This is a genomic window from Micromonospora sp. WMMD1155 (assembly GCF_029581275.1).
Taxonomy (GTDB): domain Bacteria; phylum Actinomycetota; class Actinomycetes; order Mycobacteriales; family Micromonosporaceae; genus Micromonospora.
In genome coordinates this window covers 1,638,207-1,658,607 of the sequence record NZ_CP120742.1, presented here as the reverse complement: position 1 = coordinate 1,658,607, position 20,401 = coordinate 1,638,207, and the positions used below count along the sequence as shown (strand labels likewise).

At 71.1% G+C, this 20,401-nt stretch carries 16 protein-coding genes; 10 read left to right on the top strand and 6 right to left on the bottom strand.

The window, feature by feature from the left end; genetic code table 11:
• The gene (locus O7617_RS07275) at nt 1-1,566 is read right to left on the bottom strand and encodes an NAD(P)-binding domain-containing protein (RefSeq protein ID WP_282262386.1); all 1,566 of its coding nucleotides are present in this window, start codon (nt 1,564-1,566) and stop codon (nt 1-3) included.
• Nucleotides 1,556-3,073: an aromatic amino acid ammonia-lyase gene (locus O7617_RS07270; protein WP_282262385.1), complete on the bottom strand. Its 1,518-nt coding sequence runs from the start codon at nt 3,071-3,073 to the stop codon at nt 1,556-1,558. The genes O7617_RS07275 and O7617_RS07270 overlap by 11 nt, the downstream gene beginning before the upstream one ends.
• 63 nt (nt 3,074-3,136) lie before the next feature.
• Between O7617_RS07270 and O7617_RS07265 the strand changes: the two genes are divergently transcribed.
• Complete coding sequence (locus O7617_RS07265; protein WP_282262384.1) at nt 3,137-4,675, top strand: NAD(P)-binding domain-containing protein; 1,539 nt, start codon at nt 3,137-3,139, stop codon at nt 4,673-4,675.
• Entirely contained in the window at nt 4,665-6,056 is a 1,392-nt protein-coding gene (locus tag O7617_RS07260; RefSeq protein WP_282262383.1) for a fatty acid--CoA ligase family protein, read from the top strand. The genes O7617_RS07265 and O7617_RS07260 overlap by 11 nt, the downstream gene beginning before the upstream one ends.
• 82 nt (nt 6,057-6,138) lie before the next feature.
• Here O7617_RS07260 and O7617_RS07255 read toward each other — a convergent pair whose 3' ends face one another.
• Nucleotides 6,139-6,261 (bottom strand): 50S ribosomal protein L36, encoded by a 123-nt coding sequence (locus tag O7617_RS07255; protein ID WP_030331473.1) that lies wholly within the window; start codon nt 6,259-6,261, stop codon nt 6,139-6,141.
• A gap of 124 nt (nt 6,262-6,385) precedes the next feature.
• On the opposite strand from O7617_RS07255, the gene O7617_RS07250 reads away from it, so the two are divergent.
• The gene (locus O7617_RS07250) at nt 6,386-6,730 is read left to right on the top strand and encodes an SdpI family protein (RefSeq protein WP_282262382.1); all 345 of its coding nucleotides are present in this window, start codon (nt 6,386-6,388) and stop codon (nt 6,728-6,730) included.
• A gap of 55 nt (nt 6,731-6,785) precedes the next feature.
• Here the strand turns inward: O7617_RS07250 and mgrA are convergent, their stop codons facing one another.
• Nucleotides 6,786-7,781, bottom strand: coding sequence for an L-glyceraldehyde 3-phosphate reductase (gene mgrA, locus O7617_RS07245; protein ID WP_282262381.1), 996 nt, complete (start codon nt 7,779-7,781; stop codon nt 6,786-6,788).
• 103 nt (nt 7,782-7,884) lie between these two features.
• Between mgrA and O7617_RS07240 the strand changes: the two genes are divergently transcribed.
• The 7 genes from O7617_RS07240 (at nt 7,885) to O7617_RS07210 (ending at nt 15,037) form a co-directional block, all read left to right on the top strand.
• On the top strand, nt 7,885-8,382 hold the full coding sequence (locus tag O7617_RS07240; RefSeq protein ID WP_282262380.1) for a hemerythrin domain-containing protein: 498 nt from the start codon (nt 7,885-7,887) through the stop codon (nt 8,380-8,382).
• Nucleotides 8,383-8,437: 55 nt separating this feature from the next.
• Nucleotides 8,438-9,682: a histidine kinase gene (locus tag O7617_RS07235; RefSeq protein WP_282262379.1), complete on the top strand. Its 1,245-nt coding sequence runs from the start codon at nt 8,438-8,440 to the stop codon at nt 9,680-9,682.
• Complete coding sequence (locus O7617_RS07230; protein ID WP_282262378.1) at nt 9,679-10,329, top strand: response regulator transcription factor; 651 nt, start codon at nt 9,679-9,681, stop codon at nt 10,327-10,329. Before O7617_RS07235 ends, O7617_RS07230 begins: the two co-directional genes overlap by 4 nt.
• A gap of 76 nt (nt 10,330-10,405) precedes the next feature.
• Nucleotides 10,406-11,482 (top strand): hypothetical protein, encoded by a 1,077-nt coding sequence (locus O7617_RS07225; protein WP_282262377.1) that lies wholly within the window; start codon nt 10,406-10,408, stop codon nt 11,480-11,482.
• Nucleotides 11,483-11,754: 272 nt separating this feature from the next.
• On the top strand, nt 11,755-11,928 hold the full coding sequence (gene fxsA / locus O7617_RS07220; RefSeq protein WP_088986195.1) for an FxSxx-COOH cyclophane-containing RiPP peptide: 174 nt from the start codon (nt 11,755-11,757) through the stop codon (nt 11,926-11,928).
• Nucleotides 11,910-13,130, top strand: coding sequence for an FxsB family cyclophane-forming radical SAM/SPASM peptide maturase (locus O7617_RS07215; RefSeq protein ID WP_282262374.1), 1,221 nt, complete (start codon nt 11,910-11,912; stop codon nt 13,128-13,130). The genes fxsA and O7617_RS07215 overlap by 19 nt, the downstream gene beginning before the upstream one ends.
• A complete protein-coding gene (locus tag O7617_RS07210) occupies nt 13,127-15,037 on the top strand; it encodes an HEXXH motif domain-containing protein (RefSeq protein ID WP_282262372.1) in 1,911 nt (636 codons plus the stop codon). The genes O7617_RS07215 and O7617_RS07210 overlap by 4 nt, the downstream gene beginning before the upstream one ends.
• Here O7617_RS07210 and fxsT read toward each other — a convergent pair.
• Together fxsT and O7617_RS07200 are read right to left on the bottom strand one after the other, a co-directional pair.
• Nucleotides 15,006-19,049, bottom strand: a complete 4,044-nt coding sequence (gene fxsT / locus O7617_RS07205; RefSeq protein WP_282262370.1) for an FxSxx-COOH system tetratricopeptide repeat protein — start codon at nt 19,047-19,049, stop codon at nt 15,006-15,008. The genes O7617_RS07210 and fxsT overlap by 32 nt on opposite strands.
• Entirely contained in the window at nt 19,033-20,313 is a 1,281-nt protein-coding gene (locus O7617_RS07200; protein ID WP_282262368.1) for a TIR-like protein FxsC, read from the bottom strand. The genes fxsT and O7617_RS07200 overlap by 17 nt, the downstream gene beginning before the upstream one ends.
• Nucleotides 20,314-20,401: the final 88 nt, after the last annotated feature.

The following is a 20,401-nucleotide window of genomic DNA, read 5'->3' as shown; positions in this document are numbered from 1 at the left end:
TCAGCCCTCGGCGCCGGAGAGGCAGCGCCTCAGGAACTCCTGGAGCGGCCGCACGTGGACCTCGGGTCGGTCCCACCGGTTCTCCAGGTTCTCGGCGAGGTGGTGGGTGCCGACCACTCGGCCCGCGCGGTGGTGACGGACGACCGGGTGCAGGTACGCCGCGTCGTGCGCCTGCCCGACCACGTCCTGGGCGACGCGGGTGACGGTGATGTCGAACGGGTCGACCTGGTCGTGGTCGGGGCCGTACTCCAAGGTGATCACGAACGCCTGGTCGTAGTCGTGCTCGGCGGTGCGCAGACCGGTCGACGTGAAGTAGTCCACCGGCACCTCCTCGTGGTAGCGGGCCTCGTCCCCGGCGACGGTCAGCACGTCGGCGAGGAACCCGAACTGCTGCCACAGGGCCGAGGTGCGGTTGACCCGCTCGATGACGGCCGCCGTCATGGCCGCCGGGTCGGCGGCGAGCCGCGTGGCCGGCCAGTCCTCGGCGTCGTACCGGCGGGAGAGGACCCGGTGCAGCGCGCGTACCGCGTAGCGGAAGCCGTGCACGAAACCGCTGGTGGACTTCTTGAAGTCGCGTTGCTGCGAGATCGTGCCGGCGAAGAACAGCCCCGGTACGTTCACCGACTCCCATTCCTCGGTCTGCGCCGGGAACCGGTCGGAGATGGCCAGTCGGGGCCGGGCCGAAGCGTCGAAGATCGAGTCGTCGAATCGGAATCCCGTGCACGCCAGCACCCGGTCGTAGTGCAGTTCCTTCACGACCTCGTTGGCCCGGGAGAAGCTGAACGCGACCCGGTAGCCCGTACCGTCGCGCTCGATGCTCTTGATCGTGCCGTCGAGGATCGCGTTCGCCGACTTGAGCTGATAGGTGTCGAGGAAGTTGTTGTTGACCGCGCGCAGGTGCCCGACGTAATGGGTGCGCCACGCCATCCGGACCGAGCTGGGCCCCGCGAGGTGGATCAGCGTCGTGGTCTCCATGAGGTTGTCGGCGGTCTCGAAGGCGGAGTTGCCCTTGCCGATGATCAGCACCTTCTGGTCGAGGTAGTCACGTGGCTCGACGCTCATCACGTCGTACCCCTCGGCCAGCTCGAATCCCGGGATGTCCGGCGCGTAGGTCTTCGAGACGCCGGTGGCGACGATCACCGCGCGGGCCGCCCAGCGCCGATCGCCGGCCTCGACGGTGAACACGTCGTCGTGTGTGGACACCCGGGTCACCCGGGTGCCGTAACTGACCTTGACGCCGGTCTTCGCGGCGAAGTCCGCGAGGTAGCGCACCATCACGTCGGCGTCCGGGAAGTACCGCTCGGTGTACTGCGTGAACAGCAGCGCCGGGTCGTCGGTGAGCAGGGAGTTCCAGTCGAGCCGCAGATTCAGTTCGGGGTCGTCCGTGCCGGTGTGCGGTTTGTTGATCGAGATGAGCTGCCGGTGCCGCGGATAGGTGGCGAAGAACGCCCCCGGCCCGTCGGCGCCCTCCAGCACCAGATAGTCACGCTTTCCGTCGGCCTCGAGCAGGGCGGCGAGCTGAAGGCCGGCCGGACCGGCTCCGATGATCAGGTAATCAAGCGTCACGGCGCTCACCGTACGAGCGGGAATTCAGAGAATTTTCAAGCTCCTCCAGAACTGCCGCCGCCGTTCGCACGTCACCGTCGAGCGGCCGGTCCGGGTCGATCGGGGGGATCGCCTCCTCCAACGCCCGAAGGACACGGTGGCATCCCACCGCCGTGGGCCGGCGTGCCCCCACGTGCACCGCCTGGCGCAGTCCCAGCCCGAGTGACCCGGTGATCAGGCGCAGGAGTTCCGCCTGGTCCAGAGCGCGGAGCGCGGCCTGTGTGCCGAGCGGGATGACGTCCTGGTTGTGCAGGTTGGTGGGGAGGCTCTGCGCGCTCGCGGGCACGGTGTCGCGCCTGATCTCGGCGACGAGTGCCGTCGACGCGAGCTGCACGCCCTGCAACCCGTGCTGCTGACCCGGCCCCGCCGCGAGCATCGGCGGCAGCCCGCCGTTACGCCCGGGATCCACCAGCAGGTCGAGCTGCCGCTCGGCGAGGTTGCCGACCTGGGCGATCACCATGGACAGGACGTCGGAGCCGAAAGCGGCGGGCTGGCCGAAGAAGTTGCCGCCGTGCACGACCTTGTCGTCGTCCGGAAAGAACAGCGGATTGTCGCTCACCCCGCGCAGGTCAGCCGCCACGACGCCGTCGACGTAGCGCAGGGCGTCCTCGGCCGCTCCGAGCAACTGTGGCGCGCAGCGGATGCTGTAGGGCTCCTGCAGCGGTCTGGTGCCGGACGCCCGCAGACCGGCGGCTGTCGCTCGCATCGCGGCGCCGACCTCGACGGCGCCCCGGTGACCGTAGGCGTCGAGGAGGGCGGGATCGAGGAACTGCGGGTCGCTGCCGAGCAGGTCGGCGAGGAGGCAGCTCAGCGTCCGCACCACGCGGTGCGAGGTGCGGACCCGGTCCAGGGCGAGGGTCAGCGCCGCGGTGGTGAGCGACGTGCCGTTGACCAGCGCGAGCGCGTCGCGACCATCGAGCGGCAACGGCTCCAGGCCGGCCTTCGTCAGGGCCTCACCGGCGGGCATCCGGACGCCGTCCAGGTAGGCGTACCCGCGACCGCGCAGCGCCTGAGCGGCGGCGCCGAGCGGGATCAGGTCGCCGCTGGCCCCCACCGAGCCGAACCTGGGCATGGCCGGTGTGAACGTCGTGCCGAGCATGGCGGCGAGCGCGTCGACCACGTGCGGCGAGACCCCGGACGCGCCCCGGGCCAGGGACCAGGCGCGGACCAGCAGCGTCGCGCGTACGACCTCCGGGGCGAGGTCCGGGCCCTGGCCCGCTCCGAGGTGGGCGAGGGTGTTGTCGGCCTGGTCGCGCTGGTCGGCTCGGCCCGCGTAGCCGACCAGCGCCCCGAAACCGGTGGTGGCACCGTAGATCGCTCGGTCGTCGCCGAGTGCCTTGCCGAGGAATGTGCGGCCGGTCGCCACTCGGTTGCGTACCTCTTCGCCGATCACCACAGTGACCGGGCCCCCGGCGGCGCGTAGGTCGGCGGGGCGTAGCGGAGCTGCCAGATCCACCTCAATCGTCATGGAAGCGGATGCTAGAGACAGGTTCTCAGAGCGCTCTGAAATCGTCTCAGTACATTGCGCCACATGACGCACGATTGCCTGATCATCGGAGCCGGGCCGGCGGGTCTGCAGCTCGCGGCCCTGCTGGAGCGCGACGGTCACGACTATGTGGTGCTGGAGGGCGGCCCGCGGCCGGGCACGTTCTTCGAGACCTATCCCCGGCACCGCCAACTGATCTCGATCAACAAGGTGTGGACCGGGTCGACGGATCCGGAGTTCAACCTACGGTCGGACTGGAACTCGCTGCTGACCGACGATCCGGCGCTGCTCTTCAAGAACTACAGCACGCGCTACTTCCCGGCCGCGGACGACCTCGTGCGTTATCTCGCCGACTTCGCGCGGGGTCTGCGCGTCCGCTACGACACCCGGGTGACAGCCGTGTCGAAGACCGCCGACGTGTTCACCGTGCAGGCCGGCGACCAGAGCTGGGCGGCACGGAGAGTCGTCGTCGCCACCGGCGTCTCCCAGCTCTACGTGCCGCCGATCGAGGGCGCCGACCTGGCCGAGCGCTACGACACCGTCAGCGTCGACCCCGCCGATTTCGTCAACCAGCGTGTGCTGATCATCGGTAAGGGCAACTCGGCCTTCGAGACCGCGGACGCGCTCGTCGAGACCGCCGCCACGATTCACGTCGCCGGGCCGCACTCCATCAAGCTGGCCTGGCAGTCTCATTACGTCGGGCACCTGCGCGCGGTGAACAACAACTTCCTGGACACGTATCAACTGAAGTCGCAGAACGCCGTCCTGGACGGCACGGTGGAGCAGATCAGCCGGCGGGAGGACGGTGGGTTCCGGGTGCTCTTCCGGTACGCCCGAACGGTCGAGAATCTGCGCGAGCTGGAGTACGACCGGGTCGTCCTCTGCACCGGATTCCGCTTCGACGCGTCCATCTTCGCCGAGTCCGCCCGGCCGGAGCTGGTCATCAAGGACCGGTTCCCGGCGCAGACGCCGGCCTTCGAGTCGGTGAACGTCAGCGGTCTCTACTTCGCCGGCACCCTCAGCCAGCAGCGTGATTTCAAGAAGTCCACGAACGGCTTCATTCACGGCTTCCGCTACGCCACCCGCGCCCTGCACCACATCCTCCGCGAGCGGCACCACGGGCAGCCCTGGCCGTCCCGGCGGATCGCCCTGACGCCGGAGGCGATCGCCGACTCGATCATCGCCCGGATCAACGTGACCTCGGCGCTGTGGCAACAGTTCTCGGTGCTCGGCGATGTCATCACGGTCGAGGGCGATTCCGCCCGCTACCGCGAGGAGGTGCCGGTCGCGTATCTGCGGGAGGCGGAGCCGGACCTGTTCGCGTTCCTGGTCACCCTGGAGTACGGCCCCGACCACGACCAGGTCGACCCGTTCGACATCACCGTGCCGCGTCCGGCCGAGAACGACGCGAACGCCGCGCACGACGCCAGCTACCTCCACCCCGTCGTCCGGGTGCTGCGCGACGGGCAGGTCGTCGCCGAGCACCACCTGGCGGAGAACCTGGAGAACACCTGGGACCTGCCGACCGTGCACCGGCAGCCCCTCGAGGTCTTCGTCAAGGGCGTCCTCGCCGATGCCCGGTGACGTCTGGCCGCAACCCGTCCTCGACCTCCTGGCGGCCGGCGGGGACCGGCCGGTCTTCGAGGATGGGCCGGTCGTCACCACCGCTGCGGAGATGGCGGGTCTGATCCGGCGCGTCGCGGCCGGGTTGCGCTCGACCGGCGCGGGGCCCGGAGTGGGTGTGACGCTCGATCTGCCGGTCACCGCCGCCGCCTTCGCCGCCACGATGGCCGCCTTCGCCGTCGGGGCGCGGGTGTCCGGGTGGCGTGCCGATCTGCGCCCGGCACAGTTGTCCGGCTCCCTCCTCGTCGACTCGGCCAGGCTGGCCTCGCTCACCGGGCATCCCGACGACGGGCTGCCACTCGTCGCGGCGGGACGGGCCGAGGATCCCGCGCGGATCACCTGGACCAGTGGCAGTACGGGAACGCCGAAGGGTGTGGTCCAGACGTACGCGGCCATGTCGGCGGCCTGGGCCCCGTACCCGGACCGGTGGCCGCCGGCGGTCGCCGACCTGGCCACCCGGATGCAGCGTTACCTGGTCTTCGGCTCGCTGGCCAGTCAGGTGATGCTGGAGTACGGCGTCGTCGCCCTGGCGGCCGGCGGCACCCTCGTCGTGGCACCCCGGCCGGTCTTCCCGGACGCCCTGGTCGAACACCGGGCCACGGCGAGCGTGATCACCGTCGGCAAGTTGCACCAGCTGATCCGGGACCAGCGTTCCCACCCGGTGGACCTGCGTCACCTGCGGGCGCTGATGGTCTCCGGGTCGCCACTCGCGCCGGGCCGACTGGCGGAGGCCCTCGACCTGCTGGGTCCGGTGCTCTTCCACGGGTACGGGCAGACCGAGACGTCGATGATCGCCATGGTGACCCCCGCCGAGATGGTGGGAGACGCCGCCACGCTCGCCACGGTCGGTCGCCCGGCCGTCGACGTCTCCATTCGCGACGGTGAGATCTATGCCCGCACACCCGGGCAGGCGTCCTCGTACTGGCAGGACCCGGACGAGTCGGCCGAGGTGTTCGTGGACGGCTGGGTGCGTACCCGTGACCTGGGGGAGCTCGACGCGAACGGTTACCTGCGGCTGCTCGGGCGCGCTCGGGACGTGATCATCGTCAACGCGCAGCTGGTCCACGCCGGACCGGTGGAACGGGCGCTCGTCGCCGACGCCGCGGTCGGCGAGGCGTACGTCGTCGGGCGCCCGGACGAGATGACCGGCGAGGCCGTACACGCCTTCGTGGTGCCGGTGGCCGGGAGAACGCCTGACCCGGACGTGTTACGCAAGATCGTGGCCGCGCAGGTGAACGATGCTGCGGTGCCGCGAACCGTCACGGTCATCGACCGGGCCCCGCTCGCGCCGAGCGGCAAACCGGACAAGAGTCGACTCGCGCAGCTTCTTGACGATTCGTGACGGTGGGGCCGACAGACGAAACGCCCTGACCGGGAGACCCGGTCAGGGCGGTTGTCGACTGTATGTCCGGTACGGGCCGAGGTCAGCCCTGGCGGCTCTTCCACTGCGGGTTGGCGCGGTTCACCACGACCGTCCGGCCGCGACGGCGGACCACCACCGAACCCGGCTTCTGCTTCAGTGCACGCAACGAGCTACGTACCTTCATCTCTGCCTCCTCGGTGCAAGCGGTTCCGGGTATCGAAACGCCACGCCCACCCCGGGGATTCCCCGCCCCTAGACTGGCGGTCGGCGATGCGCGGGGAGGTGCCGGAGTGTGGCCTGGGGCTTTTGTGACTGTGGTGTACGCGTTCCTCGGTTGGCTCGTGGCGTTCAGCGCCCGGGTCGCGCTGCGCCCGACGGTGAACCGGAACCGCAGCCCCGGCGTACGAACCCCGGCGACCATGCGCTCGGCCAAGCACTGGCACGCAGCGCACCAACGGGTCGCCCAACCCCTGCGCCGCACCGGCATCCTGCTGGTGGTCGCCTCGCCGCTGCCGATCCTGCTCGGCGCCGCCTTCGGCGACCCTCCGGTGATCGCGGCCGTACTGGTGTTGGCCCTGCTCGTCGTGCCCTACCTGCTCTACCTGGCCTACCTCGCCGATCGCGCCGCAGGGGCCGTCGACGGGAAGCGGTGACCGGGCCGGGCGGCGTCGGATCTGGTGACCCGGGCCGCCCGCAACCCGGCGGTGCTCAGCCCAGGTGCTGCTCGATCTCGGCCAACTCGTCGGCGGTGAAGTCGAGGTTGTCGAGCGCGGCGATGTTCGTCTCCAACTGCTCGACGCTGCTCGCCCCGATGATCAGGCTGGTCATCCGTGGGTCGCGCAGCGCCCAGGCCAGCGCGAGCTGCGCGAGCGACTGGCCGCGCCGCTCGGCGACCGCGCCGAGGCCCCGGATGGTGGCCATCTTCTCGTCGCTGAGGTCGCTCTCGTTGAGGAAGACGCTGGTGCGCACCCGCGAGTCGGCCGGGATGCCACCCAGGTAGCGGTCGGTCAGCAGGCCCTGGGCCAGCGGGCTGTACGCGATGCAACCCGCGCCGACCTGCTCCAGCGTGTCGAGCAGGCCGTCGGACTCGGTCCAGCGGTTGAGCATCGAGTACGACGGCTGGTTGATCAGCAGCGGCGTACCCAGGTCACGCAGGATCGCGGCGGCCCGCGTGGTCTGCTCGGAGTCGTAGTTCGAGATGCCGACGTAGAGCGCCTTGCCGGAGCGGACGATGGCGTCGAGCGCGCCCATCGTCTCCTCCAGCGGAGTGTCCGGGTCGAACCGGTGCGAGTAGAAGATGTCGACGTAGTCCAAGCCCATCCGGCCCAGCGACTGGTCCAACGAGGAGATCAGGTTCTTGCGCGAACCCCACTCGCCGTACGGGCCGGGCCACATGAGGTATCCGGCCTTGCTGGAGATGATCAGCTCGTCCCGGTACGCCCTCAGGTCGGTGGCGAGCATCCGGCCGAAGTTCTCCTCCGCCGAACCGGGCGGCGGACCGTAGTTGTTGGCCAGGTCGAAGTGGGTCACACCCAGGTCGAAGGCGCGTCGCACGATGTCGCGCTGCCGCTCGAACGGACGGTCCGGGCCGAAGTTGTGCCAGAGCCCGAGGGAGACGGCGGGCAGCCGCAGGCCACTGCGCCCGCTGCGCCGGTAGGTCATGGAGTCGTAGCGGTCATCCGCGGCGAGGTAGGTCACGATCATGAGCCTAGCTCTGGCCGGCGCTGCCGGGGATCGGGCGTGCGAACCCGGACATCGCGGTAGTTTCGACGCGACGACCGGCCCGGCCCAGCGGAGAGTGAGCGACGTGGACGACATCACCGCACTGATCCTGGACGACCACGCCGCCTTCCGGCGTGGCTTCGCCCGCCTCGACGACGCCCGCGACGAGCAGGAGATGCTCGCCGTCTGGGACGCCCTCGCCCTGCACCTGGACATCCACGCCGAGGCGGAGGAGGCGATCCTCTACCCGCACCTGGTCAAGCACGGCGACGACGGCGAGGACGAGACCGCCGACGCGATCGGCGACCACAACAAGATCCGGGACGCCATCGCCGAGGCGAAGCTGCACCCGGTCGGCTCGGACGAGTGGTGGGCGGCGGTCGGCAAGGCCCGCCGGGAGAACAGCGAGCACCTCGCCGAGGAGGAGGACGAGGCGTTGCCCGACTTCCGCCGGCACGCCGGCGTCGAACTCCGTGCCGAGCTGGGGCAACGCTGGCTGACCTTCTACGGCGAGCACAAGAACGGCCGCAACCTGCCGTTCCGCGACAAGGACCCGCAGCAGTACGTCGCCGACCACCGCTGAGATCTCCCCGGCACGGGGGAGTCGCCCGAGCCCGGTTCGGCAGCAGAATGACGAGGTGACAGTCCGAGCGGCGCTGACCCCGCTGGTCGCCGGCACCACCTGGCGACGCGGCGTCTTCCTGTTGCTCGGCGGGGTGCTGGCGCTGCCGTACGGGGTGCTCGCGGTGACCTTCGCCCAACTGTTCGCCGACTCGGCGATCCCCCGCCCACTGGTCTACGCCCTGCTGGTGATCGCGGCGCTGATCGCCGGGCTGCCGCTGCTGCTGGACGGCAGCCGGGCACTGGAGATCGCCGCCGTACGAGCCCTGCTCGGCGTCGACCTGCCCGAACCCGCGCCCGGGCACCGGGGCGACCGGGAGACCCGGCTGCGCAGCGCGCTCTGGATCGCCACCCATCTCATCGTCGGCGCGGTGGTGATGATCGCGCTGTTCAGCGCCCTGCCGATGGCGCTCGCCTTCATCGCCCAGCAGTTCGGCATCGGCACCGAACTGATCAGCCGGGAACGGTTCGGGCCGCTGGACGGGCGCGACGGCGGCTGGTTGACGGTCAGCGGGGTGGTCCTGCTGGTCGGCCTCGGCTACGCGGTCGCCGGGCTCGGCGCGCTCGCCGGCTCGATGGCGCCGGTGCTGCTCGGGCCGGCCCCGGCGGAGCGGATCGCCGCCCTGGAGGCGGAGGCCGTCCGGCTCGCCGAACGCAACCGGCTGGCCCGGGAGCTGCACGACTCCGTCGGCCACGCGTTGACAGTCGCCACCCTCCAGGCCGGGGCCGCCCGCGAGGTCCTGCACACCGACCTGGAGTTCGTCCGGCGGGCGCTCACCGCCATCGAGGAGACCGGGCGGACCGCCATGGACGAGCTGGACCACGTGCTCGGGCTGCTCCGGGACACCGGCAACGGACGCCCCGTGGTGGCGCCGCAGCGTACCCTCGCCGACCTGGACCGGTTGGTCACCGACGCCCGCGCGGCCGGGCTGGTGGTGCACGCGCATCGCGTCGGCGACGCGGCGCGAGTCCCTCCGGCGGTCTCCCGGGAGGGTTACCGCATCGTCCAGGAGGGACTGACCAACGCCGCCCGCTACGGCGACGGGCCGGTGGCGCTGCGGCTGGACCTGCACCCGGAGGCACTGGAGTTGGAGCTGGTCAACGCGATGAGCCGCCCCGGTCGGACCCCGCTGGGCCACGGCGGTCGCGGTCTGGACGGCATGCGGGAGCGGGTGCTGCTGCTCGGCGGCCGGATCACCGTGGGACCGGACGGCGACCGGTGGCTGATCCGGGCCCGCCTGCCCTACGAGGAGGCCCGATGACCACCGGCGTGCTCATCGTCGACGACGACGAACTGATCCGGATCGGGCTGCGGGCCATCATCGACGCCCAACCCGACCTGCGCGTCCTCGCCGAAGCCGCCGACGGTGCCGAGGTGCCGCCGCTGGTGGCCCGGCACCGGCCCGACGTGGTGCTGATGGACGTGCGGATGCCCGGCATCGACGGCATCCAGGCCACCCGGCACCTGCTGGCCACCTCCGCCGACCCGCCCCGGGTGCTGGTCGTCACCACGTTCGCCAACGACGAGTACGTCTACGAGGCGCTGCGCGCCGGCGCCTCCGGCTTCCTGCTCAAACGGGCCCGGCCCCCCGAGGTGGTGGAGGCCGTCCGGGTGGTCGCGGCGGGGGAGTCACTGCTCTTCCCGGCCGCGATCCGCCAGTTGGTCGGCGCGTACGGGCCGGTGGGCGGCGACCGACTGCGCGCCGCCCGGCTCACCGAACGGGAGGCCGAGGTGCTGCGCTTGATGACCACCGGCCGGTCCAACCCGGAGATCGCCGCGCACCTGGTGGTCGGTGTGGAGACGGTCAAGACGCACGTCGGCAACGTGCTGGCCAAGCTGGGCGCCCGCGACCGCACGCAGGCGGTGATCGCCGCCTACGAGTCCGGCTTCGTCACCCCGTCCGGCTGACGGGTCCCTCACCCGGGGGAGCGGGTTCACCGCTTGCCGGGAGGGAATCAGGCAGCTGTCCGTCGACGCTGGGAGCATGACGACGATCACTGCGTATCCACCCCGTGCCGACTCCCGCCGGCCGGACCGGCTCGCCCCGCTGGCCGCCGGTTGGCTCGGCCTGTGGGGCGTGCTGGCCCTGGTCAGCATGCTCACCGACGGCGGCTACCCGCTCGGCCCGAACGACAGCAACGGCGGCGACGTCAGCCTGCTGCGCCTGGTCCCGGTCGAGGTGGCCACCCCGATCTTCGCCGCCGTGCTGCTCACCGCCGCGGTGGCCGCCCTGGCGATGAGCCGCCCGGCGGTGCGCCCGCCCGGCCCGCTGCGGGCTCTGCTCGCCGGGTACGGCTGGGCGGTGGCGTTCGCGCTCGTCCTGGTCGTGCCGGACGTCCGAGTACTGATCGTCCTCGGCTACCTGCCGATACTGATCGTCGGGGCGCCGTTCGGCTGGCCGCCGGTCGACTACGCCGACGTCTTCAACTGGGCGCTGTTCGCCCGGTTCGCGGCGCTGGCCGGCGGTCTGCTGCTGGCCGGGGCGGTGCTCACCTGGCAGCGCCGTACCACCGGGGCCTGCGTCGGCTGCGGTCGCGCCGACACCGGCCGACGGTGGACCACCCCGGCCGCCGCCACCCGCTGGGGTCGGTGGGCCGTGGGCATCGCCGCGGCCATCCCCTTCACGTACGCGGTGACCCGGTTCGCCTGGGCGGCCGGGATCCCGCTCGGCATCTCCCGCGAGTTCCTGACCGAGATGCAGGACACCGGGCTGGTCTGGGCCGGGTTCGGGCTGGCCGCGTTCGCCACCGTCGGCGCGATCCTCACCCTCGGGCTGGCGCAGCGCTGGGGCGAGCGGTTCCCGCGCTGGATGCTCGGTCTCGCCGGCCGGCGGGTGCCGGTGAGGCTGGCCGTGCTGCCCGCCGCCCTGGTCGCCATCTCCGTGACCGCGGCCTCGCTCGGGCTGCTCAGCAACCCGAAGTTCTGGGAACTCACCGGCGGGCTCAGCCTGACCGGGGCGCCGATGCTGCTCTGGCCGCTCTGGGGCGTGGCGCTCGGCGCGGCGACCTACGCGTACCACCTGCGCCGCCGTGGCACTTGCCGGCGCTGCGCTCGGAGCTGATCGAACGTGTCGCCGTAGCCGGTCACCGGATCGATGGTCCTTCCCGTCCGGACGCCGGATTTTCCATGGACGGATGGCCGAGAACAATGTCTGCGGGCCGCACTGTGGCGTTGAACCGGATGACCCGCCCGACCCACCGCGCAAACAGCGTGCGGCCGCTAGGATGACCCGGTTCGTCGGCGGGGTCGGCGTTGTGACGGGTCTCGGCCCGGCGGCTTCCGCACAATTCATTGCTCACTCGGGCGCGAGTCCTTTTCGCGGGTGGACGGATCATGATGGATACGACCGATGGCGCACCTCAGGGCACCCTCGTGGACCTCAGCGAGGTGAGCCTCGCCGACCTTCAGGAACTGGACCAGTCGGTGTTCGCCCACTCGCTACGCCGAATTCTCGACGAGATCGATCGCCCGCAGGAGGCGGTCGCCGGGTGGAATTCGGCGATGTGAGGATGCCGGGTGGCGGGCGCGGCTCGATGGGGGCCGCCACGGTAGCCGAGGGCGGCGTGTCCACCCGCCCACGGCCCGTCCCGTTCTCGGAGTTCATCCTCAAGGTGCACAGCCGGTGCAATCTGGCCTGCGACTACTGCTACATGTACGAACTGGCGGACCGCAGCGCCCTCGCCGACCCGCTGCTGATGGCCCCGGACGTCTTCGACCACGTCTGCCGGCGGATCCGCGAACACGTCCACGCCCACCGACAGAGCGCCGTACGGATCGTCCTGCACGGCGGCGAACCGCTCCTGGTCGGCGCTCCCAACCTGGTCCGGATGGCGAGCCGACTCCGGGAGGCACTCGCCCCGTCGCAGGCTCAGATCACCGTGCAGACCAACGGCACCCTCCTGACCCGCCACGCCCTCGCCCTGCTCGCCGACGCCCAGGTGCGGGTCGGCGTCAGCCTCGACGGCGACCGGACGGCGAACGACAGGCACCGGCGGTACGCGTCGGGCCGCAGCAGCTACGACGAGGTCGACCGGGCCCTGCGCCTGCTCGCCGAGCGGCCCGACGCGTACGCCGGTGTGCTCTGCGTCGTGGACCTCGCTGCCGAACCCCGACAGACCTACGAGGCGTTGCTGTCGTACCGGCCGCCGATGGTGGACTTCCTGCTCCCGCACGCCAACTGGGAGGCGCCGCCGCCACGGCGAGGTGCGGACCGGAGCCCCTACGGCACCTGGTTGGCGGCGGCCTTCGACGCCTGGTACGACACCTCGCCCCGACTGACCCGGGTCCGACTCTTCGAGGAACTCATCAACCTGCTGTTCGGCGGGCGCAGCCGAACAGAGTCCCTCGGGCTGAGCCCCGTGGCCGCCGTGGTGATCAACACCGACGGGGCGTACGAGCAGGTGGACACGCTGCGCTCCACCTACCCCGGAGCGGTCGGCACCGACCTGACCGTCTTCACCGACACCTTCGACGACGTACTGCACCACCCCGCTGTCATCGCCCGCCAGATCGGGGTGGACGCGCTCGCCGCCACCTGCCGTACGTGCCCGGTGCACCGGGTCTGCGGTGGCGGCAACTATCCGCACCGGTACCGGGCGGGGAGCTTCACCAACCCCTCCGTCTACTGTGCCGATCTTCTGCACCTCATCGCCCACGTCGAGCGACGCCTCCGAACGGACCTGGCAGCCATGCCCCGGGGGGGCTCGTGACGGGATACCACCGGCTCACCCCAGACGACCTCGCGGCGCTCGCGGCCGGCCTCGGTGACCAGCGGACCATCCGACTGCTGCGCGACGGCCAGGTGAGCAAACGCATGCTCCAGTTGCGCGTCCTGCTCGACACCGTGGATTCGGAGGAGACCCACCGGCACTTCGGGCTCTGGGCGACGGCGGCGGGCCGGTCACCCGAGGCGGGGCCGGCGGTGTTGGCCCTGCCGCACACCGGCGCCTGGTTGGCCGGCGCGCTCCGGCGACTGCGCTCACCGACGCCGTCCGCTCCGGCGCCCGACGCGGCAGCCGGCCGTACGACCGGCGGGTTGGTGGTGCAGACGGCGCCGGAACCGCCCGTCGAAGCCGAGTTGACTGCGCTCGGGTCGCTCGCCGCGGTGGCGGCCCTCCGGGCCGGAATGGATTTCGAGCTCAGCGTCGTGCCGCGCGACGGCGCCGTCTACCTGCCCACGCTCGGGCTGGCGCGGGTCGGGGAAGCGCAGCGGGTGACCATCTCGCGGGTGGGGTCGCGGCTTTTGATCGGGCCGGTCGAGGTGTCACCGGCTGCACCGTCGGACGCGGGGCCGGGCGCGGAGACAGCCGGTTGGTCCGGCCTGCACCGACTGCGCAGCACGGCCGACGGGCTGACGCTGCGGATCACCCTCGACGACCTCGACCCCTACCGGGACCGGCACCGGCTCTGCGCCGCCGAGCGACTCACACCCGCCGAGGTCGCCGAGTGGCAGCGGCTGCTCGACGACGCGTGGCCGATCCTGGTACGCCACCACCGCCGGCACGCCGAGGCGATCGCCGAGGGACTGGGCTGGCTCGTGCCGCTGGTCGCCGACTCGGTCAGCGCCGGGGTCAACGTCACCAGCATGGACGCGTTCGGTTCGGTCTCGATGACCCGTCCGATCGACGGGCAGGCGTTCGCGCTCGGCCTGCTGCACGAGTTCCAGCACGCCAAGCTCGGTGCGACGCTCGACGTCGAACCCCTCTACGACCGCGACGACCGCCGGTACTACTACGCCCCCTGGCGCGACGACCCGCGCCCTCTCGGGGCCGCCCTCCAGGGCGTGTACGCGTTCATCGCGGTGACCGAGTTCTGGCGGGGTCGTCGCGCGCTGCTCAGCGGCGGCCCGGCCCGGATGGCCGAGGTGGAGTTCGCCCGTTGGCGCGACCGGGTGTCCCGCACCTGCGCGGACATCGAGTCGTTCGGCCGCCTGACCCCCGCCGGCCGCGAGTTCGTCGCCGGCCTGCGGCGGGTCATCGACGACTGGCGGGACCCGGTGGACCAGGGAGCGGCCGAACTCGCCCGGGAGGCCGCCGAGGACCACTGGACGGTCTGGCGGCTGCGGAACCGCCGACCCGACCCACACGTCGTCAACCAGCTCGCCGCCGCCCGTGCGGCCGGACTGCCGTGCCCCGCCGTCACCGTCGTGCTGCGGGTGGAGCCGGCCGACGGCCGTTGGCTGAGCCTCAGCCCGCGACTCGACCTGGTCCGGCTGCGGCTGACCGATCCGGAGCGGTTCAGGCGGCTGCGTACCGGCGCGGAACCGCTCGTCGACGCACTGCCCACGGCGTCCGACGGGGACCTCGCCCTCGCCGCCGGGGATGACCTCGCCGCGCGCGAGAGCTATCGCCGGCAGGTGTGCGTCGACCCGGAACTGCTGTCCGCCTGGGTCGGACTGGCCCTCGCCGAACAGCGGTTGGCGGCGGCGCAGAAGACCGGCGGGGCCGACCCCGAGCTGTGCCGCGCGGTCTACCGCCAGCTGCGTACGGACGGGCACCCCGAGGACCCGTTGGAGCTGGCCCGCTGGCTCGCGCCGGTGACCTGCGTGGCGGCACCGGGCATCGAACCCGACGGGCAACCCTCGGTCACGTCGGTGGCGGTTCCAGATCGCAGTTGAGGCGGTTCGCCTCGACCAGAGCGATGGTGTTCGGGTGGTGCTCGCCCAGGACACGGCGGAAGAGCGGCATCACCGAGTCGCGCAGGGCGCGGGCGCCTCGGTGGTCCCCGGCGACACTCAAACTCGTGGCCAGGTTGTTCGCCACCGCCAGAGTGTCCGGGTGCGACGGGCCGAGGATCCGCTGGGCGCGCTCGTAGCAGTCCTGGTCGGTGGCGAGGGCCGCCGCGAACTCCCGACGCCCGTACCAACAGTTGGCGAGGTTGATGTTCGCGGCCAGCGTGTACGGGTGGTCGGCACCGATCTGCTCGGTGAACCGGTTGACGACCTCGTCGGACAACGCGAACGCCGCGTCCAGATCCCCGGCCTTCCGCAGGAAGATGGCCAGGTTGTTGCCGTACGCCAGGGTGAACAGATGGTCCTCGCCCATCGCATCCCGATACCAGCGGTACACCGGGCGCGCCCGGCGAAGCGCCCCCGCGTCGTCCTCCAGGGCGGACTCGTCACAGGCCAGATTCATCGCGGCGGCCTGCACGTCCGGATGATCCGGACCGTGCCGGCGGCGGGACCGGACCAGCACGTCCGCGCTCAACGCGTGGGCCCGCTCGAACTCACCCAGCTTCCGCAGGGTCACCGCGTAGCTCTTGCTCGCCCGTAGGGTCTCGCTGTCCTCCTCCCCGAGCACCTGCCGGTCCGCCTGCACGGCCGCCTCCAGGACCCGTCGGGACTCGCTGAGGTCGCCGGTGTCGCGGAGGTCCCGGCCGTACTGCCCCTCGGAGAAGAGAGTGAACGGATGCATCGGCCCGAGGGTGTCGCGGCGGCGGGTCAACGTGCGCTCGTTGAGCCGCAACGCCCCGCGCAGGTCGCCGACCAGACGCAGCGACAGGGCCAGATTGTGCGCGGCGATGAGCGCCCGCGAGTGCTCCTCGCCGAACACCTCGCGGGCCAACTCCTCCGTCCGGGTGTCCAACTCGCGCGCCCGTTCGAAGAACCCCAGCGCGCGCAGGTCCGCGGCGAGGCTGCCGGCCACGATCACCGTGTACTCGTGGTTCTCGCCGAGCGTGTCGGAGAGCCGCTGGTACACGTCCTGATCGATGTCGTACGCGGCCTGGTACTGCGCTTCGAGGCGCAGCGCGTTGGCGAGGTGGAAGCGCATCATCTGGGTCGGCGGGTCGTCCGCGCCATGCTCCGCCCGCCACGCCTCGATCGCCTTCTCGGCCAGCTCGGAGCAGGTGGCGAAGTCGACCCGGGTCCACATGTACCGGGCCACGTCCAGCAACAGTTGCCGAACCTCCGGCTGCGGTGAGTTGAGGGTCTTCGACGGCAGCAGGTGGGGCCAGAGGTCGGCGTAGATCGGCCAGTTGCGGGGCTGGTCGGGGTCCTTCGGGTTGGCGGCGGCGAGGATCGCGTGCACGTGACGCCGGTTCTCCGCCTTGACCTCGTCGGACAGCGACTCCCGGATCAGCTCCTGCACCAGTGGGTGCATACGAAGGCTGGCCTGGTTGCCGTCGTCACCGCGGTCCGAGGTGCGTCCGCGCACGTTGTCGATGCGGGCCAACGAGTATCGGCCGACATCCCGCAACGCGCGCCCCATGAGCAGGGGATCGCGAACCGAGGGATCGTAGGGGAGCAGCACGTCGATGAAGCTGTCGTCGTAGAGCAGCGACATCGGGATCGGCTCGGCGGCGAAGAACGCGCAGACCTCCAGCAGCTTCGCCGCCGCAGGGTTGCGCTCCCGCAGGCTCTCCAGCGAGACGAGCCACGGCTCCGCGCCGGTCTGCCGGTAGTCGGTGGGCAACTCGTCGGAGAGCATGCCGGGCAGGTAGCGGCGTAGCCGCCGCAGGTACTGGGTGGCCGACTCGCCCGTGGTCGCCAGCCACGCCCCGGCCTGTTCCACGGCGAGCGGCAGGTCGCCCAGGCGCGCGGCGACCATCTCCGCGTCGGCCAGGGGCAGGCGGGGAATCCGCCGACGCAGCAACGTGGTGCTTTCAGCCCGGTCGAAGGCGCCCACCTCGAGGTTGCGGGCATGCCGCGCCCAGACGTGGTTGCGCGTGGTGACGAGCACGTGCCCGGGGCCCTGCGGCATCAGGTCGTGCAACTCGGCGGGGTCGTCGGCGTTGTCCAGCACCAACAGCCACCGCCGGTACGGGTCGCCCCGACGCAGGGCGTCCAGCACCCACTGGACCCGCTCGGCGACGTTGCCTCCGAGTGGCGTGTCCGCCTTGGCGGCCAGCCGGTCGGCGAGCGAGGCCAGGGCGAGCCGCATCACGCTCGGCTGCTGTGCGGAGATCCACCAGACGACGTCGTACTCGGCGCGGAAGCGGTAGGCGTACTCCAGGGCGATCTGGCTCTTGCCGACGCCGCCCAGACCATGCAGCGCGAGCGGGGTGTGCCTGGCCTCGGCCGACGACAGCCAGTCGCGCATCTCCTCCAGGAGCGGGCTACGGCCGACGAACTGGACGTTACGCGGCAACGGCACCCGCCAGACCGGCGGTTCGTTGCCCGGGAAGCGTCGGCGTTGCCCGGCGCCCTCCGGGTCGGTCGCCGGGCGGGCGGGGTGGTCCAGCGCTTCGAGCAACCGGCTGGCGGCCTCCTCCTCGGTGGCGCCCACCAGGTCCACCGGGACCCGCTCCAGGAACACCGCCGGCGCGCGGGAGTTGTCCAGCCGGACGGGCACCAGGAAGTTGCCGCCGCTGCCCGCCTCGAAGGTGGTGGCCTGGGACCACAACTCGCCGGCGTTCGGCGACTGCATGTATTCCTGGGACAGCAGCACCACCAGCCGGGCGGCGTCCTTGAAACCGACGGCCGCCGCCGCCCCGCCACCAGGGCTGGCCGGGAAGTCGACCTCCCGCATCACCGTGTGCAGGCCTGCCGAACGGAGCTCGTCGCGGACCCATTCGGCCCAGGACCGGTCGAGGGAGACATAGCTGATGAACACGTCGGGTGTCGCACCGGACATGCGTTGCCGCTCGAACTTGGCCAACCACTGGCGGCGCAGCCGATCCTCTATCGCCGGCAGGCTGTCGACGGCGTTCTCGGTGATCGCCTTGGCGAGTCGCTCGTAGGCGGCGAGCAGGGTGCCCTCGTGGTGGGCCCGGTCGCCGAACCCCGCCAGGATCTCCTCGTACGCGTAGTAGGGCTGGTAGGGAATCTCGATCTCGCCCCAGTATCTGTCGCTCTCCTCGGGTGAGGTGCGCGGCAGCAGCGGCGCGAAGCGGCGGCGCGCGTGGTCACGTCCCGCTTCCAACTTGAGCTGCTCGGCGTTGTCGACCCGCATCGGCACCGGCAGGATCCGGATCGGTCGGTCGCCGCGTTGCCGGATGATGGAGCGGGTGACGCCGGCGGCTCCGTCGATGCTCTGGTCGTTGAGCGTGAACGACGTCACCACGGCATCGGGCAGTCGCACGGTGCAGATGCCGGCGCCGTCGCTGACCCCGGTGCGGCTGTCGATCAGCACGTAGTCGTAGTGCTCCCGCATGCTGGCGGCCAGCGCGTCGAGGAAGCTGTTGCCGCCCAACTTCTCGAAGAACGCCTGCCAGTCGAACGTGCTGACGGCCTTGGTGTACGCCGTGTCCTGTCTGCCGGCCGGCAGGAGGTCCAGACTGCCCCGGGTAGTCGGACCAGCGGAGGGCCGGACGGCCGTGGCGGGAGCCAGGAAGTCCCAGTGCAGCGAGACGGCGTGGTGCAGTACGTCGGCCGCGCTGCCCAGCCAGTCCTCGTCCTCCGTCTCCTCCAACGGTCGAACGACAGCCTCGGCGTAGTCACGGACCATGTCGATGACCCCGGTCGAGGTCCGCAGGTCCTTGTCCAGGAGGAACGGGTGAAAATACTTGTGCAGACCGGGGGATTCCAGGTCCCAGTCGACAGCGAGCACCCGGTAACCGTTGGACGCCAGGATCCAGGCCACGTTGGCGAGCGCCATGGTGCGGCCGGTGCCGCCCTTGTACGAGTAGAACGTGATGATTCGACCCTCGACACCGTCGCCGGTGATGCCCGGATCAGCGCTCGTCGTCACGGCCGTCCTCCGCTGCGGTGTCGTCGCCTTCCGCCCCCCAGGGCCCGTCGATGCGTGGCGGTCGGGAGTCGGTGGCGGGGCCCGGAGGCCGGTGCACCGCTCCTCGGCTGAACACCCGGTTACGGGCGACCTCCAGCACCTCCGGCAGCTCCTCCTGGAAGGCGCGGTGGGTGAGGATGTTGGATCGGTACAGCTCGTCGTCCGAGGCCAACTCGTCGAAGATCTCCCGACAGGCGCGGGACAGCGACTGCCAGTGCTCTCGGGTCTCGGTGTCGTCACGACTGCTCGGGATCAGCACCGCCGTGGTGCCACCGTCGCGCAGGGCGGCCGCGGCATGGGCGGTCAGCGACTGCCGCTGCTCGGGCAGGCGGGTCAGCCAGGCATCGACGATCAGCACCATGATCTGGTTGTAACGGGCCGCCTGCTCGGCGCGGCGGGCCAGCTCGGTCAGGTCCACGACCGTCGACCGATAGCTGTGGTCGGCGGCGATCTCACGCGCGTAGTCGACGACCGGGTCGGGGAACGGCGGTCCGTACGGCGCCCATGCCAATGCGCGGTCGCCGTAGGTGTTCACGTGTTGGCGTACCGTGCTCATCTCGTCCCGGTGTGAAGCCGCCACGATGAAGTGGACCAGCATCGGTGCGAACTGGTCGACGTCCGCGGTGAGTTGCCCGGCACCCGCGGGGCGGTGGAAGGCGCTGACGACGGACCGGAGATCGATGGAGCGTTGGACGTCCGGCAGCGGATGCTCCTCCACGCTGGACACGATCTGGTTGGCCAGCTCGAAGAGGAACGTGCGGTAGTCGTCGCTGTGCCGCTGGAGCCGCATCAACTGCCGGACTCCCAGCCGCTGATAGAGGTCGCCGAGGCTGTGGGAGGAGTATTGCAACGGGGACGCGACCGGATGGATGCGGCCGGGTCGGGCCGGAATCCACATCAGCGGTTTGAGGAGCGAGCTGTCCACGCCGTTCTGCTGGTCGAAGCGGGCAGTGCGGTCGGCGAAGATCTGCCATTCCTGGCCGCAGGCCTCGCTCTGGAAATACCTCGGGGTCATCAGGGCGAGGAAGGACCGGCACGTGCTCAGCGCCTCGACCAGCCGCTGCGGCCATCGCTCGCCCAGGAGGATGGTCCGATCCACGAAACCGACCCGCTCGTCGCGGGGTAGACCCGCGATCAGCCGTACCTCTGCGCTGAGGTCCTCGTAAAGACGTTGGACCAGTGCGTCCTCGTCGCCCCTCGCGTAACTGAGGAAGAAGTACAGCACCGCACCTCCGCGCCGGGAGAGGTTGACCATCGGATGGCCGGGCCGTGACCCCGTCGGTCACGACCATTGTGCGGCGGCCGTAGCGGCG

Coding starts and splice junctions, on each gene's coding strand:
- O7617_RS07270 (WP_282262385.1), bottom strand. CDS start 3,073: ATGACGATTGAGGTGGATCTGGCAGCTCCGCTACGCCCCGCCGACCTA.
- O7617_RS07265 (WP_282262384.1), top strand. CDS start 3,137: ATGACGCACGATTGCCTGATCATCGGAGCCGGGCCGGCGGGTCTGCAG.
- O7617_RS07260 (WP_282262383.1), top strand. CDS start 4,665: ATGCCCGGTGACGTCTGGCCGCAACCCGTCCTCGACCTCCTGGCGGCC.
- O7617_RS07255 (WP_030331473.1), bottom strand. CDS start 6,261: ATGAAGGTACGTAGCTCGTTGCGTGCACTGAAGCAGAAGCCGGGTTCG.
- mgrA (WP_282262381.1), bottom strand. CDS start 7,781: ATGATCGTGACCTACCTCGCCGCGGATGACCGCTACGACTCCATGACC.
- O7617_RS07230 (WP_282262378.1), top strand. CDS start 9,679: ATGACCACCGGCGTGCTCATCGTCGACGACGACGAACTGATCCGGATC.
- O7617_RS07225 (WP_282262377.1), top strand. CDS start 10,406: ATGACGACGATCACTGCGTATCCACCCCGTGCCGACTCCCGCCGGCCG.
- fxsA (WP_088986195.1), top strand. CDS start 11,755: ATGATGGATACGACCGATGGCGCACCTCAGGGCACCCTCGTGGACCTC.